General features: G+C 37.2%; 20 protein-coding genes and 2 pseudogenes. 13 read left to right on the top strand and 9 right to left on the bottom strand.

What is annotated here, in order from left to right:
* Positions 1–362 precede the first annotated feature (362 nt).
* The 8 genes from AC07U8_RS03145 to AC07U8_RS03110 all read left to right on the top strand — a co-directional run bounded on the left by AC07U8_RS03145 (position 363) and on the right by AC07U8_RS03110 (position 8,495).
* Entirely contained in the window at positions 363–1,289 is a 927-nt protein-coding gene (locus AC07U8_RS03145; RefSeq protein WP_171497838.1) for a DMT family transporter, read from the top strand.
* Positions 1,290–1,313: 24 nt separating this feature from the next.
* A complete protein-coding gene (locus tag AC07U8_RS03140) occupies positions 1,314–2,186 on the top strand; it encodes a S66 peptidase family protein (protein WP_494737299.1) in 873 nt (290 codons plus the stop codon).
* 369 nt (positions 2,187–2,555) lie between these two features.
* Positions 2,556–2,987, top strand: coding sequence for a RidA family protein (locus AC07U8_RS03135; protein WP_004723174.1), 432 nt, complete (start codon positions 2,556–2,558; stop codon positions 2,985–2,987).
* Positions 2,988–3,009: 22 nt separating this feature from the next.
* Entirely contained in the window at positions 3,010–4,200 is a 1,191-nt protein-coding gene (locus AC07U8_RS03130; protein WP_004723176.1) for an MFS transporter, read from the top strand.
* Positions 4,201–4,701: 501 nt separating this feature from the next.
* The gene (locus AC07U8_RS03125) at positions 4,702–5,121 is read left to right on the top strand and encodes a lysozyme inhibitor LprI family protein (protein ID WP_270382552.1); all 420 of its coding nucleotides are present in this window, start codon (positions 4,702–4,704) and stop codon (positions 5,119–5,121) included.
* Positions 5,122–5,213: 92 nt separating this feature from the next.
* Entirely contained in the window at positions 5,214–5,609 is a 396-nt protein-coding gene (locus tag AC07U8_RS03120; RefSeq protein ID WP_270382550.1) for a hypothetical protein, read from the top strand.
* A 257-nt stretch (positions 5,610–5,866) separates the two neighbouring features.
* Positions 5,867–7,129, top strand: a complete 1,263-nt coding sequence (locus tag AC07U8_RS03115) for a mechanosensitive ion channel family protein (protein WP_151801641.1) — start codon at positions 5,867–5,869, stop codon at positions 7,127–7,129.
* A gap of 352 nt (positions 7,130–7,481) precedes the next feature.
* Positions 7,482–8,495, top strand: a complete 1,014-nt coding sequence (locus AC07U8_RS03110) for a hypothetical protein (RefSeq protein WP_096733015.1) — start codon at positions 7,482–7,484, stop codon at positions 8,493–8,495.
* 27 nt (positions 8,496–8,522) lie between these two features.
* On the opposite strand, the pseudogene AC07U8_RS03105 reads toward AC07U8_RS03110, so the two are convergent.
* From AC07U8_RS03105 to AC07U8_RS03080, 6 genes and pseudogenes are all read right to left on the bottom strand, one after another.
* Positions 8,523–8,824, bottom strand: a pseudogene (locus AC07U8_RS03105) (integrase core domain-containing protein); the annotation flags it as partial.
* A gap of 3 nt (positions 8,825–8,827) precedes the next feature.
* Positions 8,828–8,940 (bottom strand): annotated as a pseudogene (locus AC07U8_RS03100) (recombination directionality factor); the annotation flags it as partial.
* Between the two features lie 161 nt (positions 8,941–9,101).
* Positions 9,102–10,271, bottom strand: coding sequence for a hypothetical protein (locus AC07U8_RS03095; protein WP_494738575.1), 1,170 nt, complete (start codon positions 10,269–10,271; stop codon positions 9,102–9,104).
* 67 nt (positions 10,272–10,338) lie between these two features.
* Positions 10,339–11,703, bottom strand: coding sequence for an amidase (locus tag AC07U8_RS03090; RefSeq protein WP_494737298.1), 1,365 nt, complete (start codon positions 11,701–11,703; stop codon positions 10,339–10,341).
* Positions 11,704–11,732: 29 nt separating this feature from the next.
* Positions 11,733–12,914 carry a hypothetical protein gene (locus AC07U8_RS03085; RefSeq protein WP_151801628.1) on the bottom strand — a complete coding sequence of 394 codons (1,182 nt, stop codon included), beginning with the start codon at positions 12,912–12,914 and terminating at the stop codon, positions 11,733–11,735.
* A gap of 16 nt (positions 12,915–12,930) precedes the next feature.
* Positions 12,931–13,821: a nitrilase family protein gene (locus AC07U8_RS03080; RefSeq protein ID WP_056513738.1), complete on the bottom strand. Its 891-nt coding sequence runs from the start codon at positions 13,819–13,821 to the stop codon at positions 12,931–12,933.
* 164 nt (positions 13,822–13,985) lie between these two features.
* Here AC07U8_RS03080 and AC07U8_RS03075 point away from each other — a divergent pair, with 164 nt between their 5' ends.
* Positions 13,986–15,026, top strand: coding sequence for a LacI family DNA-binding transcriptional regulator (locus AC07U8_RS03075; RefSeq protein ID WP_167468924.1), 1,041 nt, complete (start codon positions 13,986–13,988; stop codon positions 15,024–15,026).
* Positions 15,027–15,176: 150 nt separating this feature from the next.
* Here the strand turns inward: AC07U8_RS03075 and AC07U8_RS03070 are convergent, their stop codons facing one another.
* Positions 15,177–16,046 (bottom strand): LysR family transcriptional regulator, encoded by an 870-nt coding sequence (locus AC07U8_RS03070; RefSeq protein WP_494737297.1) that lies wholly within the window; start codon positions 16,044–16,046, stop codon positions 15,177–15,179.
* 174 nt (positions 16,047–16,220) lie between these two features.
* On the opposite strand from AC07U8_RS03070, the gene AC07U8_RS03065 reads away from it, so the two are divergent.
* The 3 genes from AC07U8_RS03065 (at position 16,221) to dusA (ending at position 18,578) form a co-directional block, all read left to right on the top strand.
* Positions 16,221–16,931 (top strand): AzlC family ABC transporter permease, encoded by a 711-nt coding sequence (locus AC07U8_RS03065; RefSeq protein WP_494737296.1) that lies wholly within the window; start codon positions 16,221–16,223, stop codon positions 16,929–16,931.
* A complete protein-coding gene (locus AC07U8_RS03060; protein ID WP_494737295.1) occupies positions 16,928–17,242 on the top strand; it encodes an AzlD family protein in 315 nt (104 codons plus the stop codon). Before AC07U8_RS03065 ends, AC07U8_RS03060 begins: the two co-directional genes overlap by 4 nt.
* A gap of 331 nt (positions 17,243–17,573) precedes the next feature.
* A complete protein-coding gene (dusA, locus tag AC07U8_RS03055; protein WP_154130081.1) occupies positions 17,574–18,578 on the top strand; it encodes a tRNA dihydrouridine(20/20a) synthase DusA in 1,005 nt (334 codons plus the stop codon).
* Positions 18,579–18,656: 78 nt separating this feature from the next.
* On the opposite strand, the gene AC07U8_RS03050 is transcribed toward dusA, so the two are convergent.
* Positions 18,657–19,547, bottom strand: coding sequence for a LysR family transcriptional regulator (locus AC07U8_RS03050; RefSeq protein ID WP_494737294.1), 891 nt, complete (start codon positions 19,545–19,547; stop codon positions 18,657–18,659).
* Positions 19,548–19,650: 103 nt separating this feature from the next.
* Here AC07U8_RS03050 and AC07U8_RS03045 point away from each other — a divergent pair, with 103 nt between their 5' ends.
* Positions 19,651–19,788: a hypothetical protein gene (locus AC07U8_RS03045; protein WP_167468923.1), complete on the top strand. Its 138-nt coding sequence runs from the start codon at positions 19,651–19,653 to the stop codon at positions 19,786–19,788.
* Between the two features lie 27 nt (positions 19,789–19,815).
* Here AC07U8_RS03045 and AC07U8_RS03040 read toward each other — a convergent pair whose 3' ends face one another.
* Entirely contained in the window at positions 19,816–20,325 is a 510-nt protein-coding gene (locus AC07U8_RS03040) for a hypothetical protein (RefSeq protein WP_096732993.1), read from the bottom strand.
* Between the last annotated feature and the right edge of the window lies 1 nt (position 20,326).

The following is a 20,326-nucleotide window of genomic DNA, read 5'->3' as shown; positions in this document are numbered from 1 at the left end:
CTGAGTCTAAAGCAATTACAAAAATTTTTAGTTTTTTTTTATTTGCCATTTTGTCAGTTAATAATACTCGAACAACTTGAACCAGCCATTACGATGTTGCACCTTTTTTGTGCAAAAAATAGCATATTGAATTTGAGCAGTTTATAAACAAGGATTTTAAGGTTGATTTTTATACAATTTTTATTTCAATCTATTTAAATGATAGTTAAATCCACACAAAAAGAAGTAAGCAAGTGTGTTTTATATTCCTTTTATTGCGTCAATTCATTCTTTTTTTGTATTTCCACTGATTGAAAACAACATTTATACTGCTTGTTCAAATTTACATGTCGTATAGCGACATCGTCAATGCAGTCAAATTCATGAAACTTTCTTTATCCAGTACCCAACTCGGTTCGATTTTCGCACTTGGTGCGGCTTTCTTATTTAGTACCAAAGCTATTTTTATTAAACAGGCTTACGCATTATCGCCATTGGTTGACAGCACCGTGCTTATGGCATTGCGAATGGCAAGTGCCCTGCCTTTTTTCCTTTTACTGTGTTGGTTCAATCGCCATCATAATAAAAATATGACAGGAAAAGACTGGGCCTTATTGGTTGCTGCAGGTTTGATGGGCTATTACCTTTCAAGTTGGCTCGACTTCGCTGGTCTGATGTATATCAGTGCTTCATTAGAACGTATTATTTTATTTCTCTATCCAACACTGACAGTGATTGCCACAAGCTTTATTTATAAGCAAAAACTCAACTTTAGAACCATACTAGCGATTGCATTAAGCTATGGTGGTACAGTGATTGTGATGCTACAAGAGCAAAGCACAGTACCGCATGAAGGAAATTTCTGGCTAGGCGTGAGTTTAGTCTTTGCCAGTGCGGTCTGTTTTGCGACGTACTTACTCATGACCCCACGTTTAATTCAAAAATTTGGTTCATGGAATTACACTGGTTTGGCATTAAGCATTGCATGTTTTGGTACGCTAACCCATTTTATCATTGCAGCACCCCAGCCGATTCAACTGCTTACTCAACTTCCGATACAAGTCATTTGGTATGGTATCGCCTTAGGCTTATTGGTGACGGTTTTACCGACGATTTTGGTCGCGCAAAGTATTTCTCGTTTAGGTGCTGCACAAGCAGCTATGATTGGTTCGATTGGCCCGATCCTAACCATTATTTTGGCTGTGGCTTTGCTCGGTGAGCATATGAATGCGATACAATGGTTTGGTTGTTTACTGAATATCATCGGTGTCATGATGATTACTTTGTCTAAAAAGAAACTTGCACACTAAATTGTGCAGAAGCTTGGAAGGAATATGCATTTTAAAATTGTATCGCCGAGTGCCTGTGTAGATGTTGAAAATATCCAGTTGGCACAGTCGCATTTGGAACAGTTAGGTCATACAGTCAGTTTAGGTGAGCATGTATTTTCACAACATCGCTATTTGGCAGGTACAGTTGAACAACGTATTCAAGATTTAAAACAGGCATGTTTAGATCCAGACATTGATGCAATTTGGTGTGGTCGTGGTGGTACTGGCGCTGCAATGTTATTGCCATTTTTAGGTGAGTGGATTTTGAATAAACCCATTATTGGCTATTCAGATACCACCGTGTTATTAAACTATATCGCGATGCATCATGGACAATCTTTACATGCGCCTGTATTTCAGGAAATTGCCGTTAAAAATTTAGACAATAGTCCTCTGTCGTATGATGCTTTGAAAACCATCAGCCTGTTATCCGCGGATATAAACCAACACGGTCATTATGCCTTATCTAGCGCAAATGGTTTTGCTCAAGATCAGCACATTGAAGATGTTAAAATCTTAGGCGGAAATCTTACTGTACTGTGTACTTTACAAGGCACACCGTCTGCCTTAAAACTGAATCACCCGAGTGTTTTACTGATTGAAGATGTAGGCGAACCCTATTATCGAATTGAACGTTCATTGACTCAGCTCCTACAAAGTATCGATACTTCAAACTTAAAGGCTTTGGTCTTGGGTGATTTTTATCAATGCCCACAAAAAAATGTCTTGCAAAGTATTGTTGAGATTGTGAAAGAACATCTCGATCCACTACACATCCCACTTTACCAATGTGACTGGTTTGGTCATGGTGAAGTCAACCGTCCATTTTGGTTAGGAAAAACAGGCAAGATTGTAGATTCACAACTCATTATTTAACGGCTAGGTTATTTAATGAATGAGTTATTTAAGTACAGGGCTATTTCAGCTCATTGAATATAAAAATAGCCAATAACTTGCTTAAGATAGGCCTCTACGAAATCCTAGTCAGTGCTTACTGGGATTTACTAAGAACATCAAAGCAAAGATAAACAAACTATATACTTTTAATCCTGAGCAATACTTTACTTGCATGCCCCCTCTTCTGATTACTTTTCTATATGACGGTTTTCTTGTTTAACAGCCCTTGATTGTTCATTGATAAATACGATCAGTTGCTTCGGTTTTTTCTTGGCTTTTTCACTTGACCTTAAGTTAACTTGAGCTTTGATACTGACGGAAATTTCCAGTCAATCAAAAGAGTCATCCATGAATTCCAGATCAGAATCCGCGCAGATCAAATCGTTCCAAATGATTAACCCAAATACACTTTATAATCCAACAGCATTTGCGTATAGTCATGTGGCTGAAGTACGCCATTATTTGCGTATTTTGCATATATCTGGACAAGGTGGTGAAAACCAACAAGGACAATTATCCCAAGATTTTGCACAACAAGTTCATCAAGCTTTTGTCAATCTGCAACATGCCCTACAAGCGGCTGATGCATCATTATTGGATATTGCTGTTTTAAGAGTGCTTGTGGTCGATCACAGTACCAAAAAACATCAGTTTTTAATTCAGGAAATGCAACAACTTTGGAAAGATCAACCTTTCCCTGCGTGTACACTGATTCCTGTCCCGTGTCTTGCTTTACAAGGAATGCTCATTGAAATTGAAGCAACTGCCTATTGTATGTAACTCCAAGAACTAGGATATTTTTATGAATGCTCAACTCGATATTAGCCAAAATAAAGCATTACTTTGGCTGATGGCGATTGCCTGCGGTTTATGCGCAGGAGCAAACTATTATAGTCAGCCGCTGATTCACTCGATTCAACTCTATTTCAATATGCCAGAATCACAAGTGGCACTTACAGTGACTTTTGCCCAAGTGTCTTATGCGCTTGGTCTTTTATTCATTGTGCCCATGGGTGATATTGTCAATAAAATCAAATTTATTCCTTGGTTAATGTTTTGTGCCGCGATTGGTTTATTGATGTGTGCTTTTGCAGTCAATTTACCCATGCTTTGGGTTGGCACAATTATTACAGGTCTATTTTCAGTTGCGGCTCAGGTGTTAATCCCTCTTGCAACGATGGCAGTTAAACCTGAAAAAACAGGTGAAGTTGTTGGCTTTTTAATGAGTGGGCTATTGGTTGGGTTATTACTTTCCACCAGTCTTGCGGGTTTGTTATCTAACCTGTTTAACTGGAAACTGATTTACTTTGTTAGTGCAGTATTAATGTTAATACTTGCTTATTTATTGAAAAAACGTTTGCCACATGTACCTGTGTTTAAAATGAGTTATGGCAAAATTTTCTACTCAATGGGTGTGTTGTTAAAAGAAGAACGTCGTTTAGTCTATCGTGCAATTATTGGTGGCTTTGCATTTGCAGCCATGAGTATTTTATTTTCAACGATTGCTGTTTTACTGACTTCTGAACCGTTTAAATTACCTGATGTTTTGGTTGGTGTTGCAACGATCATTGGGGTATTTGGTGCTTTAGCCACTGCAAAAATTGGTAAAATTGCAGACCGTGGACATACCAGTATCCTGACATGGATTGGGGTAGCGTTGATGATCGTCAGTTGGGCGCTGCTTTATTTCGGTGGAAAGTACCTCACCAGTTATATTTTAGGTTATGGCCTGATTAGCTTTGGACTCGCTGTGGTTCATACCAGCAATCAAAATATCATTTTCCGTTTACGCCCAGATGCCAAATCTCGGATTAACTCTATCTATATGACAGCCTATTTCACAGGTGGTGCATGTGGTTCAGCTTTAGGCGTTTATGCATGGCACCATGGTGGTTGGACCATGACTTGTCTTGTTGGTGTATGTCTGGTTATGGGCTCTGCACTATTTTCTCTGCTAGATCGTCTATATCTCAATAGAGCACAGACTATTTAACGCATTCTAAAATCAAAATCCTTCAAAATTTGAGGGATTTTGATTTTTTAAGAGACTTATTATTTTAATAAAAATACGGATACCCAAATCATTCTATTTGAATAATATTCACTGTAACCATTGTGTGAAAAAACCGATCATAATATATTCACATCAATAGTCTGCGATAAAATTCCAAAAAATGCGATGTATACAATTTCAATTTAAATGGATATGCGGGTTACTATCTTAAAGCTATATAAATAAGACAGTCGATGAGCAGTAATTATACGCAAGATAAATCTCAGGCCTTTCAATAAATTTGTACAGGACAATCTATGTTTTTAGAAAAAACATCCAAATATACATGATTATTCAAGTTTAAAATTGGTACACTTTGGTCAAAATGATAACCCTGTTTGTCTTTGCTAAAGCGTGATTGACGATACTCAAGCAAGGTTTTATTCAGCTCGCACAACAGTCAACATTCATCCTGATAGATCAATCAAGAGTTTATCCCTTATGAAAAAAATACGATTAGCATGCTTATCGATCAGTTTTTTATGTACTTTTTCAAGCTTGGTCTTCGCAGCACCAATAGGAAATGAAAACTTATTATTAAGCCAAGCTTTTATAAACTGTGACAACAGTGCACAAGGTATTATTGAACAGGCAACTTGTCTAAAAGATGAGGCGAAACGTCAAGATACGCAATTGAATAGTACCTATAAAAAATTACAATCGCATTTGAATGCTACCCAGAAATCGAAACTGGTTGCATCACAACGTATTTGGCTACAATCACGTCAAAGTGATGCTGAACTGGAAACAACGTTGTATGGCCAATCACAGCCAGACAACTTGCAAATTGAACTTAATGATATACAGCGTATTGCAGCCCGTACCGCACAATTGCAACGCTATCTGATTTTGCTTCAATAATGCGAATCAAAGCATAGAGATATTCAAGAACGAACATCGAGATCAAGATAAAACTAAAGGTCAAACATATGAAAAAATTTAAAAGTACTACATTGTTGTTCATCTCTCTTCTTCCTTTTGCAGCTTTTGCCAATGATGAAATGTCTCGTCCCCTTCCAGATGATTCTTATATTCATGCCAAATTAAGCAACAGTTATGGCCAATGTATCAAGCAAAGCGGTGCAGTAACATTTGAAATGCAAAACTGTATGGACCAAGAATATGCTCAACATAAGAACCGCGTTCAACAGGCCTTTGCCAAAATCATCAGTCGTCCAGACAGTGTGAAAAAAGACCGGCAGATGGATGAGATCGCAGCATGGTGGGAAAACACCGATAAGTATTGTAATTGGGATCCTAAAACCGAAGGACAGGGACAAATGTTAGATGCACAGTCTTGCCGTCTGAACCGTATTGCTAATCTTGCGGATAAAATCAGCCACTATTGAGTCTCACAAATTAAAACTTAGCATTCCATCGTATTCAATAAAGTACTGTTGATTGGCATATTGTGATCCGTGAAACTAGGTTTATCTATGCCCAACGGTTGCATACTTATCTTCACATACTCACTTGGACTTTCTGAGAGACTGTCAATCTTGTTGAGTAAGTAATTGATGCCCGAATGTAGCTAAAAAGTATTTTTATAAATTATTGTCATTCACAATCAATACAATAGCGTATCTGCTATTTTGAGGTTGTACTTTTGGATAAATTTGCCTTCTTAAAGAATATTCAGGAATGGTCTGATCAGTATCCATGGCTAGAGATGCTCACATCATTATCCATTCTAATTTTTTTCGCTTTTGTCGCAAATTATATTGCTAAACAAGTCGTTGTTCGCGGGATACGTAAACTTATTTCAAAAATGAAGTTTGCACACAGTGAAATTTTTTCCCAGCATAGTGTTATCCGCAGAGTGGCGAATATTGTTCCTGCCATTGTTATTTTAAATGGTATAACCACAGTTCCACATTTGTCCTTAAAAGCGGTTGGCCTGATACAAATGGCTGCACAGGCGTTTATCTTCCTGACCATTGCATTGGCCATCAGTGAACTTTTAAATGTTTTCAATTTGCTTTATCAACGTAATCCAAAATCACTGAATAAGCCTATCAAAGGCTATCTTCAACTGATCAAGCTGATTCTGTTTATCGTTTGTGGTCTGCTGATCTTGGGAACCTTCTTAAAGAAAGATGTTTTTACCCTGCTTGCTGGTTTTGGTGCGATGGCAGCGGTATTGTTACTGGTTTTTCAAAATACGATTCTGTCCTTGGTGGCATCGGTGCAAATCTCTTCCTACGATATGGTTCGTATCGGTGACTGGATTGAAATGCCAACATTAAATGCAGATGGTGATGTGATTGATATGTCCTTACATACCATTACCGTACAGAATTTTGATAAAACCTTTACCACAATTCCCACCAATAAGCTGGTGACGGACACCTTTAAAAACTGGCGTGGGATGAAATTGTTGGGGGCGAGACGCATTAAGCGCTCAATCTTTATTGATCAAACCAGCATTCATTTTATTACCCATGAAGAACAACAGAAATTAAAAGCTTTCCTGTTACTGGATCAGTATTTGGATAATAAACAATCTGAATTGGACAGCTTTAATCAACAGTTTGAAGATCAGTCAATCTATAACCAGCGCCGCCTGACCAATATTGGAACATTTCGGGCCTATGTCGAGTTCTACCTAAAGCAACATGCTGGTATTGCTAAAAACCAATCCCTAATTATCCGTCAGTTACAGCCGACGAGTGAGGGATTACCGCTGGAAATCTATGCATTTGCCAATACAACGGTATGGAATGATTATGAGGCAATCCAGTCCGATATATTTGACCATCTGATGGCAATTATTCCTGAGTTTGGGCTCAAGATTTATCAGGCACCTTCTGGTTCAGATTTACGTTCATTGTCAAAACACACTGAAAGTAGCTCTGAACTTCTGTCCTGAGTTGTTGGTCAGGGGATTTCCTGCCCCTGATCATTTATATTAAAAATTTGCTTAATCAAACCCAGTAACTTATTCGAGGCAGTTCATATTGTTAGATTTAAATTTTAATGTTTAGTATTATTTAAATGTTACCATGATCCAATAAAGCCCCTCTCATAATAATTCTAAATACTTTAATTAATTATACAAAATAAATATTCAATTCACATATCGATTAATACTTTTGCGACAAGTTATGTCTCACTTAATAAAGCTAAAAGTTTTTAACTTCACATTCCATGCTAATTTAAGTAGTGTTTTCTTAAACACTGAAATTTAAAAGTTTAAAAACTATATTGTAGGTAAAATAAAGATGAACAAAAGTTATGCAACAAATTTTGCAATTGAAACTGGAAATGATCACTTTTTATTCATCACACCACATTCATTAGATCATAAGTTTGCAGATAGTCCAGATGATATAATTGAAAAATGTCATATTTACTGTGTAGTTGATTTCCCACGAATAGCATTTATACCAGATTCACTAGTATATAAAATCGTAAATAATGAACTAATATATAGAGTTTTATTAGAATATAGATACAAGGGGGAAATAAAGCGAGTAGGAATTGAAGATCGTGTTACGAATTTTAGAAATATTAGTAAAATTACAATAGATAAATATCCTTATACAGACATTGTTTTTTGGGACTCGAATGATAACTTTATCATGTCTGCCACTGCTACAAAAATAGCTTATGCATTTAGCATGCAAGATCTAACAGACCTAAAAGTTTTATATATTGGAAAAAGTACGGGAATAAAAAAAACAAAGAATGCGCTAGATAGAGCAAAAGAGCACAGTACATTACAAAAAATTTTAGCAGACCATAATGCCCAACATCCTGATCGCTCGTTGTTAGTAGGTCTCTTTAATTTTGGCACAGTGCAGAAGTATGCTTTTGTAGATGGAATCGATCATACAAAGATATTTGGTGTAGAAGACTTTAGCAGATTAAAATATGCTCAACAATTTCAATTACCCTTAGACATGAAAACAGCGATTATTGAAGCTGCTTTAATCCGTTATTTCGAACCTGAATACAATGAAAAATTAAAAAAAGATCTTCCTGCAAAAAACTCAAAAACGCTTTCGGAATGCTACAAATATGACTTTAGCGCAATAGTTGTTAAGCTATGGACTAGTGATGAAAAAGACCCTTTTTTAAATTATTACTTATATTCTGATAAAGTTAATAAAAGTGCAAAACATAATATTAGTATTGAGTTAATAGATCCAGAAATTCGAAAAGGATTTTTTTCAGTTGGTGGAGAAAATTGGGCACCTGAAGGAACTATAAGACGGAATAAGAAAAAGAAATAATCTCTCACTTTCTATTATCTGTGTGGTTCATAGAGATCGTTTCAATTTAGCGATCTCTAAATCCATCTTGTAATTGGCATGTTGAATCCGTTCATTTGATGTGATGAATTGTATTGCTTCTGGACCTCATCTGAGAAAGGGGTTTCTTCATATAATTCAAAGTACCTTTCCATGAGGATTTTACCTTTCAAGGCTTAATGTGGTCTAATCCAGTTATAGTAATGCTGCCATTCTGCTAGATTGTCTTAGATATCTTCAGAATCGATATCTACAGTAGCGTAGAACTCAGATTTATTAGTCTTTTGTGAACGCTCTACCTTGCCATTTAGATCATGTAATCTGCCAAAGGGCTTACAATTCCCTCCTTGCGCCAATGAACAAAAATCAGGTGATAGGAATGAGTATTTTCTATCCATTGCTTGCAAAGTCTCTGACAAGTTTCCCCCATTGACTTATCGAATGCGTCTACTTACCTAATAATCAAACAAGCTATATTTTTCTATAAATTAAATAGACAAAAAAGCCCATGCGTTAACCATGGGCTGAGTTGCAATAAAACAGATTTTTAACTAAAACATATCTCTTTTATTACGTTTTTAACGACCTTTAAAATTTATAAATAAACATCATGTTAAGTAAGTTTTTCCACTTGCCATCATCTCCTGCTGCAAGTGAGTTGGCGGTTCCACCAATAAACGGATCATTTTTGCTCATCATATATTCGGTATATAAAGTGATCTTTTTATAATCCCATGCCACACCCACAATATTACGCTGAGAATCATCAAAGCCTTTTTCTTTCTTATTAAATCCACTGAATACCATATATGGCGTTATATTGAATGAGTCCAATACATTCTTAAAAGCGTAGCTGGTGTTAACAGTATAAAAGAAGCCTTTATTTGCAATGTCGTACTCACCGTCATATGAACCAAAAGTTGAACTATAAGGACTGAAGCGATCTTTATTGCGAATTGATTGCTTACCGCCTGTGAGCATGACATTTAAATTTTTATAGTGAATACGATTAAAGAGTGCCCAAGAGTTTCTTGCACCATCATCAGCACTTTTCTTATTTTCAATTTCTGAATACCAATAACTTCCCCCCACAGATACATTAAGATCCTCCGTCGCTAAAAATTTTAGGTCTTGATCCACTCGTGCAATCCACATATTTTTCTCATCCAGATTTGTCTTCATCAAATCAGCGGATATCACCATATTTGCAGTATAGCGGGCAGCATCCTTACTTTTTCCATAATAATTTCCGCCATCAGCGACAAAATAGGCTAAATCAACTTTGGTGGATGAGGGCAATTCAAAATGGTAGTTAACACCTAAATTCATCGTATCCTGAAGTCCCATCGTTGTATTGATTCCTTCATAGAAACTACTGTCCCAAAATTGCCCTGGCCCAAAAGGAATCGGCTGTAAACCAACTTTAAGATTGTCTGTTGAGTTTAAATGATAGCCAGCATTGGCTTGTACCAATGTGGAAAAATCACATAGGGTATCAAATTGATAACAACGATATTGAAAATTCCCAAATATGTTCGGAGAGCTATACCCAATATTTAAAATAGCTGTATTAAATTTAATTTTTTGATCCGAAGCCTTATTCTCAAAGTTGTTTTCTTGATAGCTTGCTCGCAGTTCACCAGAAACGGTTAACTTAGAATCTTTATCCTTACCCTCAAATTCAATCGCAGCATTTACAACGAAGGACACATTTAAAAGTAGTGTAAATACCGTATATTTAAACAAATCATGTTTCATAAAATCATCCTTGATTATCATTTTATTAACAGGCCAATAGACCTTAAATATTGAAAAAATAAAAAAACTAAAAACCATTATTCACTGCAAAGGCCAAAAGATGACGATCGCTTTTCTTTGCACCAATGATCTGAATACCAATTGGCATTTTATTTTCATGGCATAGCGGAACATTGAGTACAGGATTTCCCAAAAAATTCCATATATTGGTCAGGCTGAGCAAAGCTGATTTAATATTTATAAAAGCGCCATTTAAATACAAATCTTTTTGATACAGATCAGTGGCTTGTATCGGCAATGTCGGCATGATGAGGTAATCGTACTGATCAAAAATGTTAGCAAAGTCTTCTTGGTATTTTTTTTGAAAATCTAATGCGTTCACATACTCCCAGCCTTTGGTTTCTTGGGCTTGTAGCAACCTCTCCAACACATCTTTCTGAAACAATTCTGGAGAGTGCTCTACTCGATGATGATGGACGGCATACGCCTCACTATTTTGAATAACGTAAAAATAGCGATGGATATCTTTAAAAGTCGTTAAAGCACTCGATACTTCATCAATTTGATTATTCCAAAGTGAAAAAACGTGCTGCTTTAATTTCTGGTATAAAGGGTAATCATAGTTTTCAATAAAATTATCAACAGATACCCAACCTAATTTCGGTGATCTCGTTGCTAACGCATTGGAGACAACTTGATGACTTTGTTGATGATCTTCTTGTTTTAATAAAGAAACAACTAAATCAATCTCTTGAGCGTTTTTTGCTAATATGCCTAAATGATCTAAGCTCTTAGACAAAGGGAAAACACCTTTCATTGGAAATTGCTGGTAGGTCGGTTTAAAACCCATAACTCCTGTTAAGCTTGCAGGTATACGAATCGAGCCACCTGTATCAGTCCCAATTGCGATAGGTACAAGTCCAGCAGCAACCGCTACAGCACTACCACAACTCGATCCACCTGAAATTTTTGCAAGGTTCCATGGGTTTTTTGTCGCGCCATGTGCAGAAATATCCCCTGTTGGCCCATAGGCAAACTCATGCGTGTTGGTTTTTCCAATAATCACCGCGCCTAAAGCTTTAAGTTGTTGTACACATTCAGCATCGACTTCAGGTAAATAGTCTTTGAAAAAATTGGACCCCATAGCGGTTATAAGTTGCGCAGTCTCAATATTATCCTTTATCGCAATCGGTATACCCTGTAACGGACTAAGATCTATTCCTTGATTAAAAAGTTCATCTGCATATTCTGCTTGTTGTATCGCATATTCATCATCGATGTAACAAAATGCATTTAACGCTTTATGCTGATTGATTGAATTTAAACTCTGTTGTGTAAGTGCTTTGGCAGTAATTTCTTTTGACCTAAGCATTTTCGCAATTTGCTCAACATCAAGTTCAGAAAAATAGCCTTTTACTGGACACGTTAACATTACAACTCCTTGTATATAAAAATATAGATTCAGGAAACCAGATGAATTGTGCCCAAAGCCAATAGCGATGTAATTGCCATAGAAACCACATTGCCTATATATGGATGTTGGTATTTAGGAAGTTTCTTTGAAATAAAAGCAGCTAAAGGTGGGGCAACGCATGCACCAATAAATGCACCTAAAATAATGGAGCTTAGACTTCCACCGAAGACTAAAACAGAGACTGGTGCAACTGAAGAAATCGGAATATATGTCGGATACCACCCATATTTTTCCCATTTACTTTTCCATAGAATAACTGCCGTCAATGCAGCTAACATTTGACTAATTAATATATTTCCAATCAGCCCACTTCCATATGAAATACTTAAAGGGTTCAGATAAATTGCCAACAAAGCGCCAATAATTAAGCCCAATCCAGCCCATTCATTTGCAATAAATTGAGATTCAGAGAAGTCAGCAAGCGCTCGTCTTACAACCCAAAATGGATTTGTAGCCTTTGGTTCGATCTCTTTTTGTTCAATCTCTTTTTCTTCTTCGATTGGCTCTTGTTTTTTTGTTTGTTTGACCAAACAACTTAAATTAAATTTTTTAAAAAGAATAAATGCGATTAAGCTACCAATTGCCATGCCTAAGACATTACCAATAATACTTGGCAAATTTAAAGGAACACATACATAGTTGACGATGATCAACGAAGAAGGGGTTACAAATAGTGCCCCAGCAACTGCGCCAATTATTGCTATTTTAAAGCCACGCCCATACATAAGTACTGTTGCAGCGGGTAATGACACAAACGTCACAAATGTGGGTTGCCACGAGTTACTTTCAATAAGCGTCCATCCCCAAATGATATTACTCAGAATCAAACTTAAACTTGAACTCAATAAAATCCATGGAAATAGCCCCGTTCCATAACTTAGTTGAAACCCTTGCCATTTCGAACGCATTTTTGAAAAATAATAAGCAATGCCTGCACCCACGAATAAACCAAGTGATGCCAATTCACTTTTATAAAATTGAGCTTCACTTACATCACCCAGCCCCCACCTTAACCAAGTTAAGGTGGATGTTGGTGGTTGCATTGTTGCGTAATTATCCCAAATTTGGAGGGAGTACTTTTCAACTACTCCCACGATGATAATTGTAGACAGCATGACCAATGCTGCGATGACAATATCAATCATTTCAATCCGATAATTCTTTTTCATATATCCCCCACATGGATTAGCGAGGGAAAATATTGTGAGATTTATAGCCTAACATCGTGTCATACATGTCAGTTCGTCTATCTCGGATTAAATCATTATGCTTGTTCCAAATCGGCGCACCACGTGCAGCAACCAAATCAATATCTGCATACAGAATCATTTCTTTTTCTGCATCTGCAACACCCGCGATTGGCCAACCATTGGTGCCTGCAATTAATGAACATCCAAGAAAACGTTCACCTCTATCAGCTCCAACTCGATTTGCAGCAGCGATGTAGACATTATTGACATGTGCAGCAGTCATGGTGAGATATGAGGCCATACACTTACCACTTTCATCAAATAATGGCGGTGGTGTCCAAACCCAATTATTTACACTACAAATAATATCCGCACCTTGTTGGGTTAATATTCTTGGAACTTCTGGAAACCAAATATCCCAACAAATTAACATCCCAATTCTTCCGATCGGTGTTTCAAATACAGGGAAGCCTGTATCACCAGGCGTAAACCAAAGTTTTTCAAGATTCCATAAATGTGCCTTACGATATTTCCCAATAAGCCCGTCAGGTCCGATTAAAACTGAAGTATCAAAAAGACGAACACCCTCTCTTTCTGCGATTCCTGAAACCAAATAAATTGAATGTTTACGCGCAAAATCTTGCCAGACTTGAACACTTGGTCCATTCGGGATTTCTTCTGCGTGATCAAATGCCTCTTTTCTATTTGTGAATAAATAGCCTGTATTTGCTAACTCCGGCATTACGATAAGATTTGCGCCATTGTTGACAGCTTGAAGCGCCAAATCTAATCCATGGCGTAAATTCCTTTCTCGATTTTCCATACCCACTTGTGGATCAAATTGTATAACGGCCACTTTTACTGGGCTAACTGAAGTTTCTTCCATGTTCTTACCTCATTGATTATCCAAATCAACCCAAACGTTTGGGTTGTGTTAAAAATCTAACCCAAACGTTTGCCCTTGTCAAATTTTAAACAACAATCAAATAATTTCTCTAACTTTCAAGAGGGAAAATGCTAAAATGTTGCTTCTGGCTATTGTGGTTTCATATGAATCGATCAAATAAAAATGTAACTTTAAAATTTCTTTCAAAAGAACTTGGCTTACATGTTTCTACAGTCTCAAGAATACTAAACGGCTCTATGGATGATGCCAGTTCCGCTGCCGCCCCAGAAACCATAGAAAAAGTAAAAAAATTAGCAGCCGATTTAAACTACCGACCAAATACTTTAGCAAAAAGTTTACAGAGCCAGAAAACCAATGTAATTGGGGTTTTAGTTCCAAAATTATCAGATCTTGTATTGGCAAATATTTATGAAGGCATTGATGCCGCCGCTACGCAAAATAATTATTTTACATTCGTTTCCAATACCAATGATCTGCCTACCAACCAAAAAAAATTGGGTGAAATGGCCCTTTCTAGAAAAGTAGATGGTTTAATCATTGCAGATGCACATACAGGAACTGAAAACTCGCATCAGTTTTTTAATGAATTAATAGCACGAGACATTCCATTTGTGCTTGTAAGTCGTAGTTTAGAAAATTTTACCTCTGTTACCTGTGATGATTATCTTGGTGGAAGCTTAGCAGCAGAACATTTAATCGCTGAGGGGCATCGTCGGATTGCTATCATTTCGGGTGAAGCTTTTGCGAGTACGGGTCTATTACGAACCAAAGGCTTTAAAGACTATAGCGCCAGTAAAAATATAACAATCCCAGATGACTACATTATCAATTGTGGTTTTGATGTTGATTCTGGCTATCAAGCTGGACTTGAAATTCTATCCAAAAATGAGCTGCCTACAGCAATTTTCACGGTGAATGATTTTATTGCGATTGGCGTAATGGGCGCAATCAAGGATAAAGGCTATATTCCTGGAAAAGATATTGCAGTTATCGGGTTTAATAACATTTCTTTAACAGCTCAACTTCCTATTCCACTTACAACCATAGCTTCGCCAATGTCCGAAATGGGATTCACCGCGATGGAGTTATTATTAAAAAAAATAAATAAGAAGCAAGTAGACTCTATAAAGTTAGTTCCAAAATTAATCAAAAGAAATAGCACTTTAGATTATTTAGTTGAATAACTGAAATATATCGATCATTACGAATGTATGTCGTTTATAAATTTTAATCGTTGACAGTGCTGTCTTTTACAATGTTTAACTAGAAAGCACAACTCATCCTAAGACATCATATTGATACATAAGAAGATGAGGTAACGAATAAAAATCTTTTTAATAGGTAATGGATTGCCTTAATGTCTTAATTAAAAGCTCATATAAATGATCGACCGCTTTTGAATTAAGCGAGGCTCTACTTCTATATACAGATGCTTCCATAGGTACTAATGGGCCTAGTCCGTGCTCCGCTCCCAAAATTTCTAAATGCTGAGGCGCGCTGCATTGTGTGAAAACTGCGACGGCCAAACCACTTTCAACTGCTGCAATTTGCCCGATTAAACTAGAACTATTATAAACTACACGATAACGGCGACCTTGCAATGCGAGTGAATTGATCGCACTTTTTTTGGCTAAACTGGTACTTTCATAAACAGCAATCGGTATCGGATCTTCACGCCATAATTCAAATTGGGGAGAACCTACCCACACCATTGGCTCATGAAACAATAAAGTGCCTTGACGGGGGTTATCTCTTGAAATCAAGGCTAAATCAATCTCGCCATTTTCTATACGTGGGATCAATGAAGTCGATTGTTCACAAATAAATTCTATTTCAACGCCACTATAACGCGGTGCAAAACGCTTAAGCACAGGCGTTAGATATTTAGCAGCGTAATCATCGGGTACACCAAGTCTAATCCGACCAGTTAACTCTTCTCCATTGAAAGCCATTTGTGTTTCATGGTGTAGATCGAGTATCCGCCTTGCATAACCTAAAAGAAGTTGTCCTTCAGAAGTGAGTTGAATTTGTCTATGCGTTCGAACTAAAAGTTGGCATTTTAAAGCACCTTCCAGTTTTTTTAACTGCATACTGACAGCAGATTGTGAACGGCATAACTCAGGTGCTGCATTTGAAAGAGAACCTGTATCAACAACTGCGACAAAACATTTTAACCAATCAATCTGTAGATTTTGTAGATTCATGATTCCACCAAATTATTCGATTTTCGAATAGTATATGTAAGAATTATGCACTTTTCATTCTAACTTTCTAAGTCCATAATTTATTAAGAAAAGAAGGAAATTCCCCCCTAATTTTCATCAGCGATCATTAGCTATATAGCTCACTAGAAAATTTAAAAAGATAAGGAAATTATTTTGTCGAATGTTGACCCAGATATTTACAGTTTAAGTTATTCCCAAGTTTGGTCAGGCTTTAAAAGCCTTCTTCCAATTTCATCTTTCGTGGTAATTTTTGGGGCTGCTTTCGGTTTAGCAGCAACGCAAACTGGACTAGACAATAGCTCTATCATGTTAATGAGTAGCTTTGTTTTTGCAGGAGCATCTCAATTTGCGACTTTAGAACTATGGGGCGCGCAAATATCACTGATTCCATTAATAGTCACAGTTTTCTTTATCAATGCTCGGCACCTTTTAATGGGCGCATCTCTTTATCCTTGGTTACGCCACCTGCCTCCCATCAAACGATACAGTATCTTGCTGGTTATTTCTGATGCCAATTGGGCACTCTCACTACAAGCATTTAATCGTGGTGAATCAGGGATGGGCTTATTGTTTGGAGGAGGCATTGCGCTTTGGCTCGCGTGGGTTTTAGGCACAGGGTTGGGTTTCTATTTTGGTAATGTCATTCATCATCCTGCATTGTTGGGATTAGATATGGTCATGGCTTGTTTTCTACTGGCGATGGTTGTCGGTGGACAAAAAAATCTCAGAATACTCATCATCTGGACAATCGCAGCCTGTAGCTCATTATTGGCTTATTGGTACCTACCAGAAAATAGTCATGTCGTTGTGGGTGCCTTATTTGGCGGAATTGTCGGAATTTTCTGGAAAGAGAAACGGGTATGAACCTAGAAATTAGCACCACATATCCATTGATTATTATTTTTATTATGGCCATTGTGACATTAGCCACTCGCTGGGGCGGTGTTTTGATTATGTCATATGTTCCTATTAATGATCGTGTGCAACGATTCATTAATGCAATGTCGGGATCTGTACTGGTTGCACTTTTGGCCCCTATTGCGGTTGAAGGTGATCATGGCGCTCGTTTAGCGTTACTGACGACATTGATCGTTATGCTACTGCTTAAAAAACCACTGTTGGCGATTGCAGCAGGAATATTGGCAGCAGCCTTATTCCGTCAGTATTTTGTATGAAATGATAGGGAGCTCAAGAGATTTAGGGAATTTATGGCGCATGTTGTTGCGTACTCGTAGCGCTAGGCTCTAATCCAAGATAAGCAACACCACATTTTGTTCGACAATATGCTCTACCAACGCCTCATATTATTTTTAAGCGTTTTCACCAAACTGATAACGCTTTAATCAAGCCCCATAAATCTCACTTTGTCACATTTAAAAATCACCATCAGAATCAAAATTTTAATTAGCTTTACAAATTCTATCTTTTGAGTATAGCTATTGATTTTAAAATAAAGCACGTATAATCCGCACTTGCTTTTTTTTCTATCTTTTTCAGGTTAACTGTATGTCTGAGCTCCAATCTTTAACGCCTCGTATTTCGGTCGCCCCGATGATGGATTGGACAACTCGTGACTATCGTTTCTTTGCACGTTTGTTTAATCCCAATATTATCCTCTATACAGAAATGGTTACTACAGGTGCCATTATCTACGGTGGAGCAAATCGTCATTTGGACTATAACCATGAAGAACATCCAATTGTTCTACAGCTCGGTGGTTCAAATCCGAAAGATCTTGCAACTTGTAGCAAAATGGCGCAAGACTGGGGTTATGACGAAATCAATTTAAATGTGGGCTGTCCAAGTGACCGCGTACAAAACAATAAGATTGGTGCCTGCTTAATGGCAGAGCCTGACTTGGTTGCAGAATGTATTGCTGAAATGCGTAATGCAGTTGATATTCCAGTTACTGTAAAACACCGTATCGGTATAGATGATATGCAATCTTATGAAGAGATGCTCCATTTTGTCGATACCGTTGCGAAAACTGGATGTGATAATTTTATCGTACATGCCCGTATTGCTCTGCTTCAAGGTTTATCACCAAAAGAAAACCGCGATGTTCCACCACTACGCTACGAAGATGTGTATCGTTTAAAACAAGAGCGTCCTGAGCTACTGATCGAGATCAATGGTGGGGTTAAGACTTTTGCTGAAACGCAAACACATTTAAAGCATGTTGATGGAGTCATGATTGGGCGTGAGGCTTATCACAACCCATACCTCTTGGCAGAATTAGGTCAACTTTGGAATTTAGACTTACCTGATCGCTTTGATATTATCGATCAAATGCTGCCTTATATTGCCAAACGTATGCAAGAAGGTGCACCTCTATCGATTATTACACGCCATATTTTAGGCTTATTCCAAAATCTTCCCGGTGCTCGTAAATGGCGTCAGGCTTTAAGTGGCGGTAATGCCAAAACATTTGCTGATGTTGAAAATGCCATTATCAATATTAAAGAAGCCATGAAGCGTACAGAAGATTATATTCGAGAACAGTCTGTCTGATCACGACTGAAAATTTCTACGATTCTATACAATCTTAATCTACAGCTATCTTTTCAATCAAACGATGGTCTTTAAAGATCATCGTTGAAACTGTTTGATCATGTATTCAGTACATCGCTGAATGACACCATCTGCATTTTTACTCCAGACCATCACAACATCAGACCATGCATTTTCTGCATCCAAAGCAATCAGTCTTACCTGTTTAGGCAGAATATGCCTAAATTCTTCAGGAACAATACAAATTCCAATTTCAGCAGCCACCAATTGCAATTGTGAAACTTTACGGGACTGAACCGCCGCTTTCTTTGGAGAAAAACCAGCACTTAGGCAAAGGTTTGCAACCAAGTAACTTAATCCGCCCCGTTCCGCATGTGGTGTAGAAACAAAATTTTCATGCTTTAACTGTTGGATTTTAATACTGCGTTCTGAAGCGAGTATATGATTTTGATGTAGTGCAACGTATAAAGGTTCAGGGTAGAGCGTGGTTGCATATAACTCATCTAAGCGATTTAAAACAGGTGGGCGAATAAAACCAACATCAATATTTCCTTTCATCAGTGCAAGAATTTGGTCTTCAGATGACAAGGTATTGATCTCGAAATTAACATTGAGATGCTTTGAGGTTTGATCAAATACTTTGACTTTTTCTAAGCTCATGGTAATAGTACTTGAATGTGCAATTTTAATGAGTCTATTTTGTCCATCTGCAATATCTTTAGAATTTTCAATAATATGACCTAAGTTCAGTAAATTATTTTTAATTTGAGCATAAAAGAACTGCCCTGCTTGGGTGAGTTTTATTTTTTTATCACTGCGGTCAAAAATTTCAAATCCTACTTCGTCTTCCAAAAGCTTGATCTGACGACTTAAAGCAGACTGGGCAATAAACAACTTTTCAGAAGCCGCAATAAAACCACCTTCCTCTACGATTCTAATCAAATAATTAAATTGTTTGAATGTCGCCATACCCATCTCAAAATTAGATCAATCCTGCTTTTTTCTATATTAGATTAGATTGTTTAATTTCACTAGACTTTACTTAAAGCAACTTAGATCAGAGAGAAATAGTATGAGCATATCCAAACAATTACTGGTTTTTATTTGTATTATTTGCGCTGTTGTTTTACTCAATCTTTATGATGGTTTTATCGCAAAACAAACAGGCAAAGTGCCCCAACAGCCTGAGTTTATTTATTTACAGGACTGATTAAGCGGAACAGATAAAGTATGTTTTTTACAAGCGCGTGCAAGATTTCACTAAAGCATACTTTTTTATATTGGTGACGCATGTTGTGGTGCTTTTTTTAAAATCATATTGGTAAGTAATATACTTGCCAGCAAGCTCATCACTTACAAAGGCGTCTTTTCGAAAATGAGCACGTATAATACAGCCGTGTAAATCAGGCGCAGCATACACGTTTATGCTTTCAACATATTTGCTGTGTTGTTGAATATTGACATTCCAGCCCAACAGTTGCTTGATCTTTTGAAACTCTTCTTGTTTGCTAATCTGTTGGATATTTTGCAAATTACAGACTTGAATTGCATCTGCTTGAGGTTGAAGGATTGACCATCCCAACAAGTTCTGTATATCACGCATTATTGTTTTAGCTTCATCCAATTGGTTGACTGACTGAAAATGACGAACCGTTGAATAAAGGTAATATCCAATTCCGCCAATCAACAGGATCGCCAATATGCTTATTTTAAGATCGGGGATAGGTCGATTAAAAAGCCGCTTCATT

This window comes from Acinetobacter sp. GW821-FHT01E09 (assembly GCF_059422385.1).
The sequence above is the reverse complement of the archived record's forward strand: the minus strand, read 5'-3'. Positions and strand labels throughout refer to the sequence as shown.

Coding starts and splice junctions, on each gene's coding strand:
- AC07U8_RS03145 (WP_171497838.1), top strand. CDS start 363: ATGAAACTTTCTTTATCCAGTACCCAACTCGGTTCGATTTTCGCACTT.
- AC07U8_RS03140 (WP_494737299.1), top strand. CDS start 1,314: ATGCATTTTAAAATTGTATCGCCGAGTGCCTGTGTAGATGTTGAAAAT.
- AC07U8_RS03135 (WP_004723174.1), top strand. CDS start 2,556: ATGAATTCCAGATCAGAATCCGCGCAGATCAAATCGTTCCAAATGATT.
- AC07U8_RS03130 (WP_004723176.1), top strand. CDS start 3,010: ATGAATGCTCAACTCGATATTAGCCAAAATAAAGCATTACTTTGGCTG.
- AC07U8_RS03125 (WP_270382552.1), top strand. CDS start 4,702: ATGAAAAAAATACGATTAGCATGCTTATCGATCAGTTTTTTATGTACT.
- AC07U8_RS03110 (WP_096733015.1), top strand. CDS start 7,482: ATGAACAAAAGTTATGCAACAAATTTTGCAATTGAAACTGGAAATGAT.
- AC07U8_RS03095 (WP_494738575.1), bottom strand. CDS start 10,271: ATGAAACATGATTTGTTTAAATATACGGTATTTACACTACTTTTAAAT.
- AC07U8_RS03090 (WP_494737298.1), bottom strand. CDS start 11,703: ATGTTAACGTGTCCAGTAAAAGGCTATTTTTCTGAACTTGATGTTGAG.
- AC07U8_RS03085 (WP_151801628.1), bottom strand. CDS start 12,914: ATGAAAAAGAATTATCGGATTGAAATGATTGATATTGTCATCGCAGCA.
- AC07U8_RS03080 (WP_056513738.1), bottom strand. CDS start 13,821: ATGGAAGAAACTTCAGTTAGCCCAGTAAAAGTGGCCGTTATACAATTT.
- AC07U8_RS03075 (WP_167468924.1), top strand. CDS start 13,986: ATGAATCGATCAAATAAAAATGTAACTTTAAAATTTCTTTCAAAAGAA.
- AC07U8_RS03070 (WP_494737297.1), bottom strand. CDS start 16,046: ATGAATCTACAAAATCTACAGATTGATTGGTTAAAATGTTTTGTCGCA.
- AC07U8_RS03060 (WP_494737295.1), top strand. CDS start 16,928: ATGAACCTAGAAATTAGCACCACATATCCATTGATTATTATTTTTATT.
- dusA (WP_154130081.1), top strand. CDS start 17,574: ATGTCTGAGCTCCAATCTTTAACGCCTCGTATTTCGGTCGCCCCGATG.
- AC07U8_RS03050 (WP_494737294.1), bottom strand. CDS start 19,547: ATGGCGACATTCAAACAATTTAATTATTTGATTAGAATCGTAGAGGAA.
- AC07U8_RS03045 (WP_167468923.1), top strand. CDS start 19,651: ATGAGCATATCCAAACAATTACTGGTTTTTATTTGTATTATTTGCGCT.
- AC07U8_RS03040 (WP_096732993.1), bottom strand. CDS start 20,325: ATGAAGCGGCTTTTTAATCGACCTATCCCCGATCTTAAAATAAGCATA.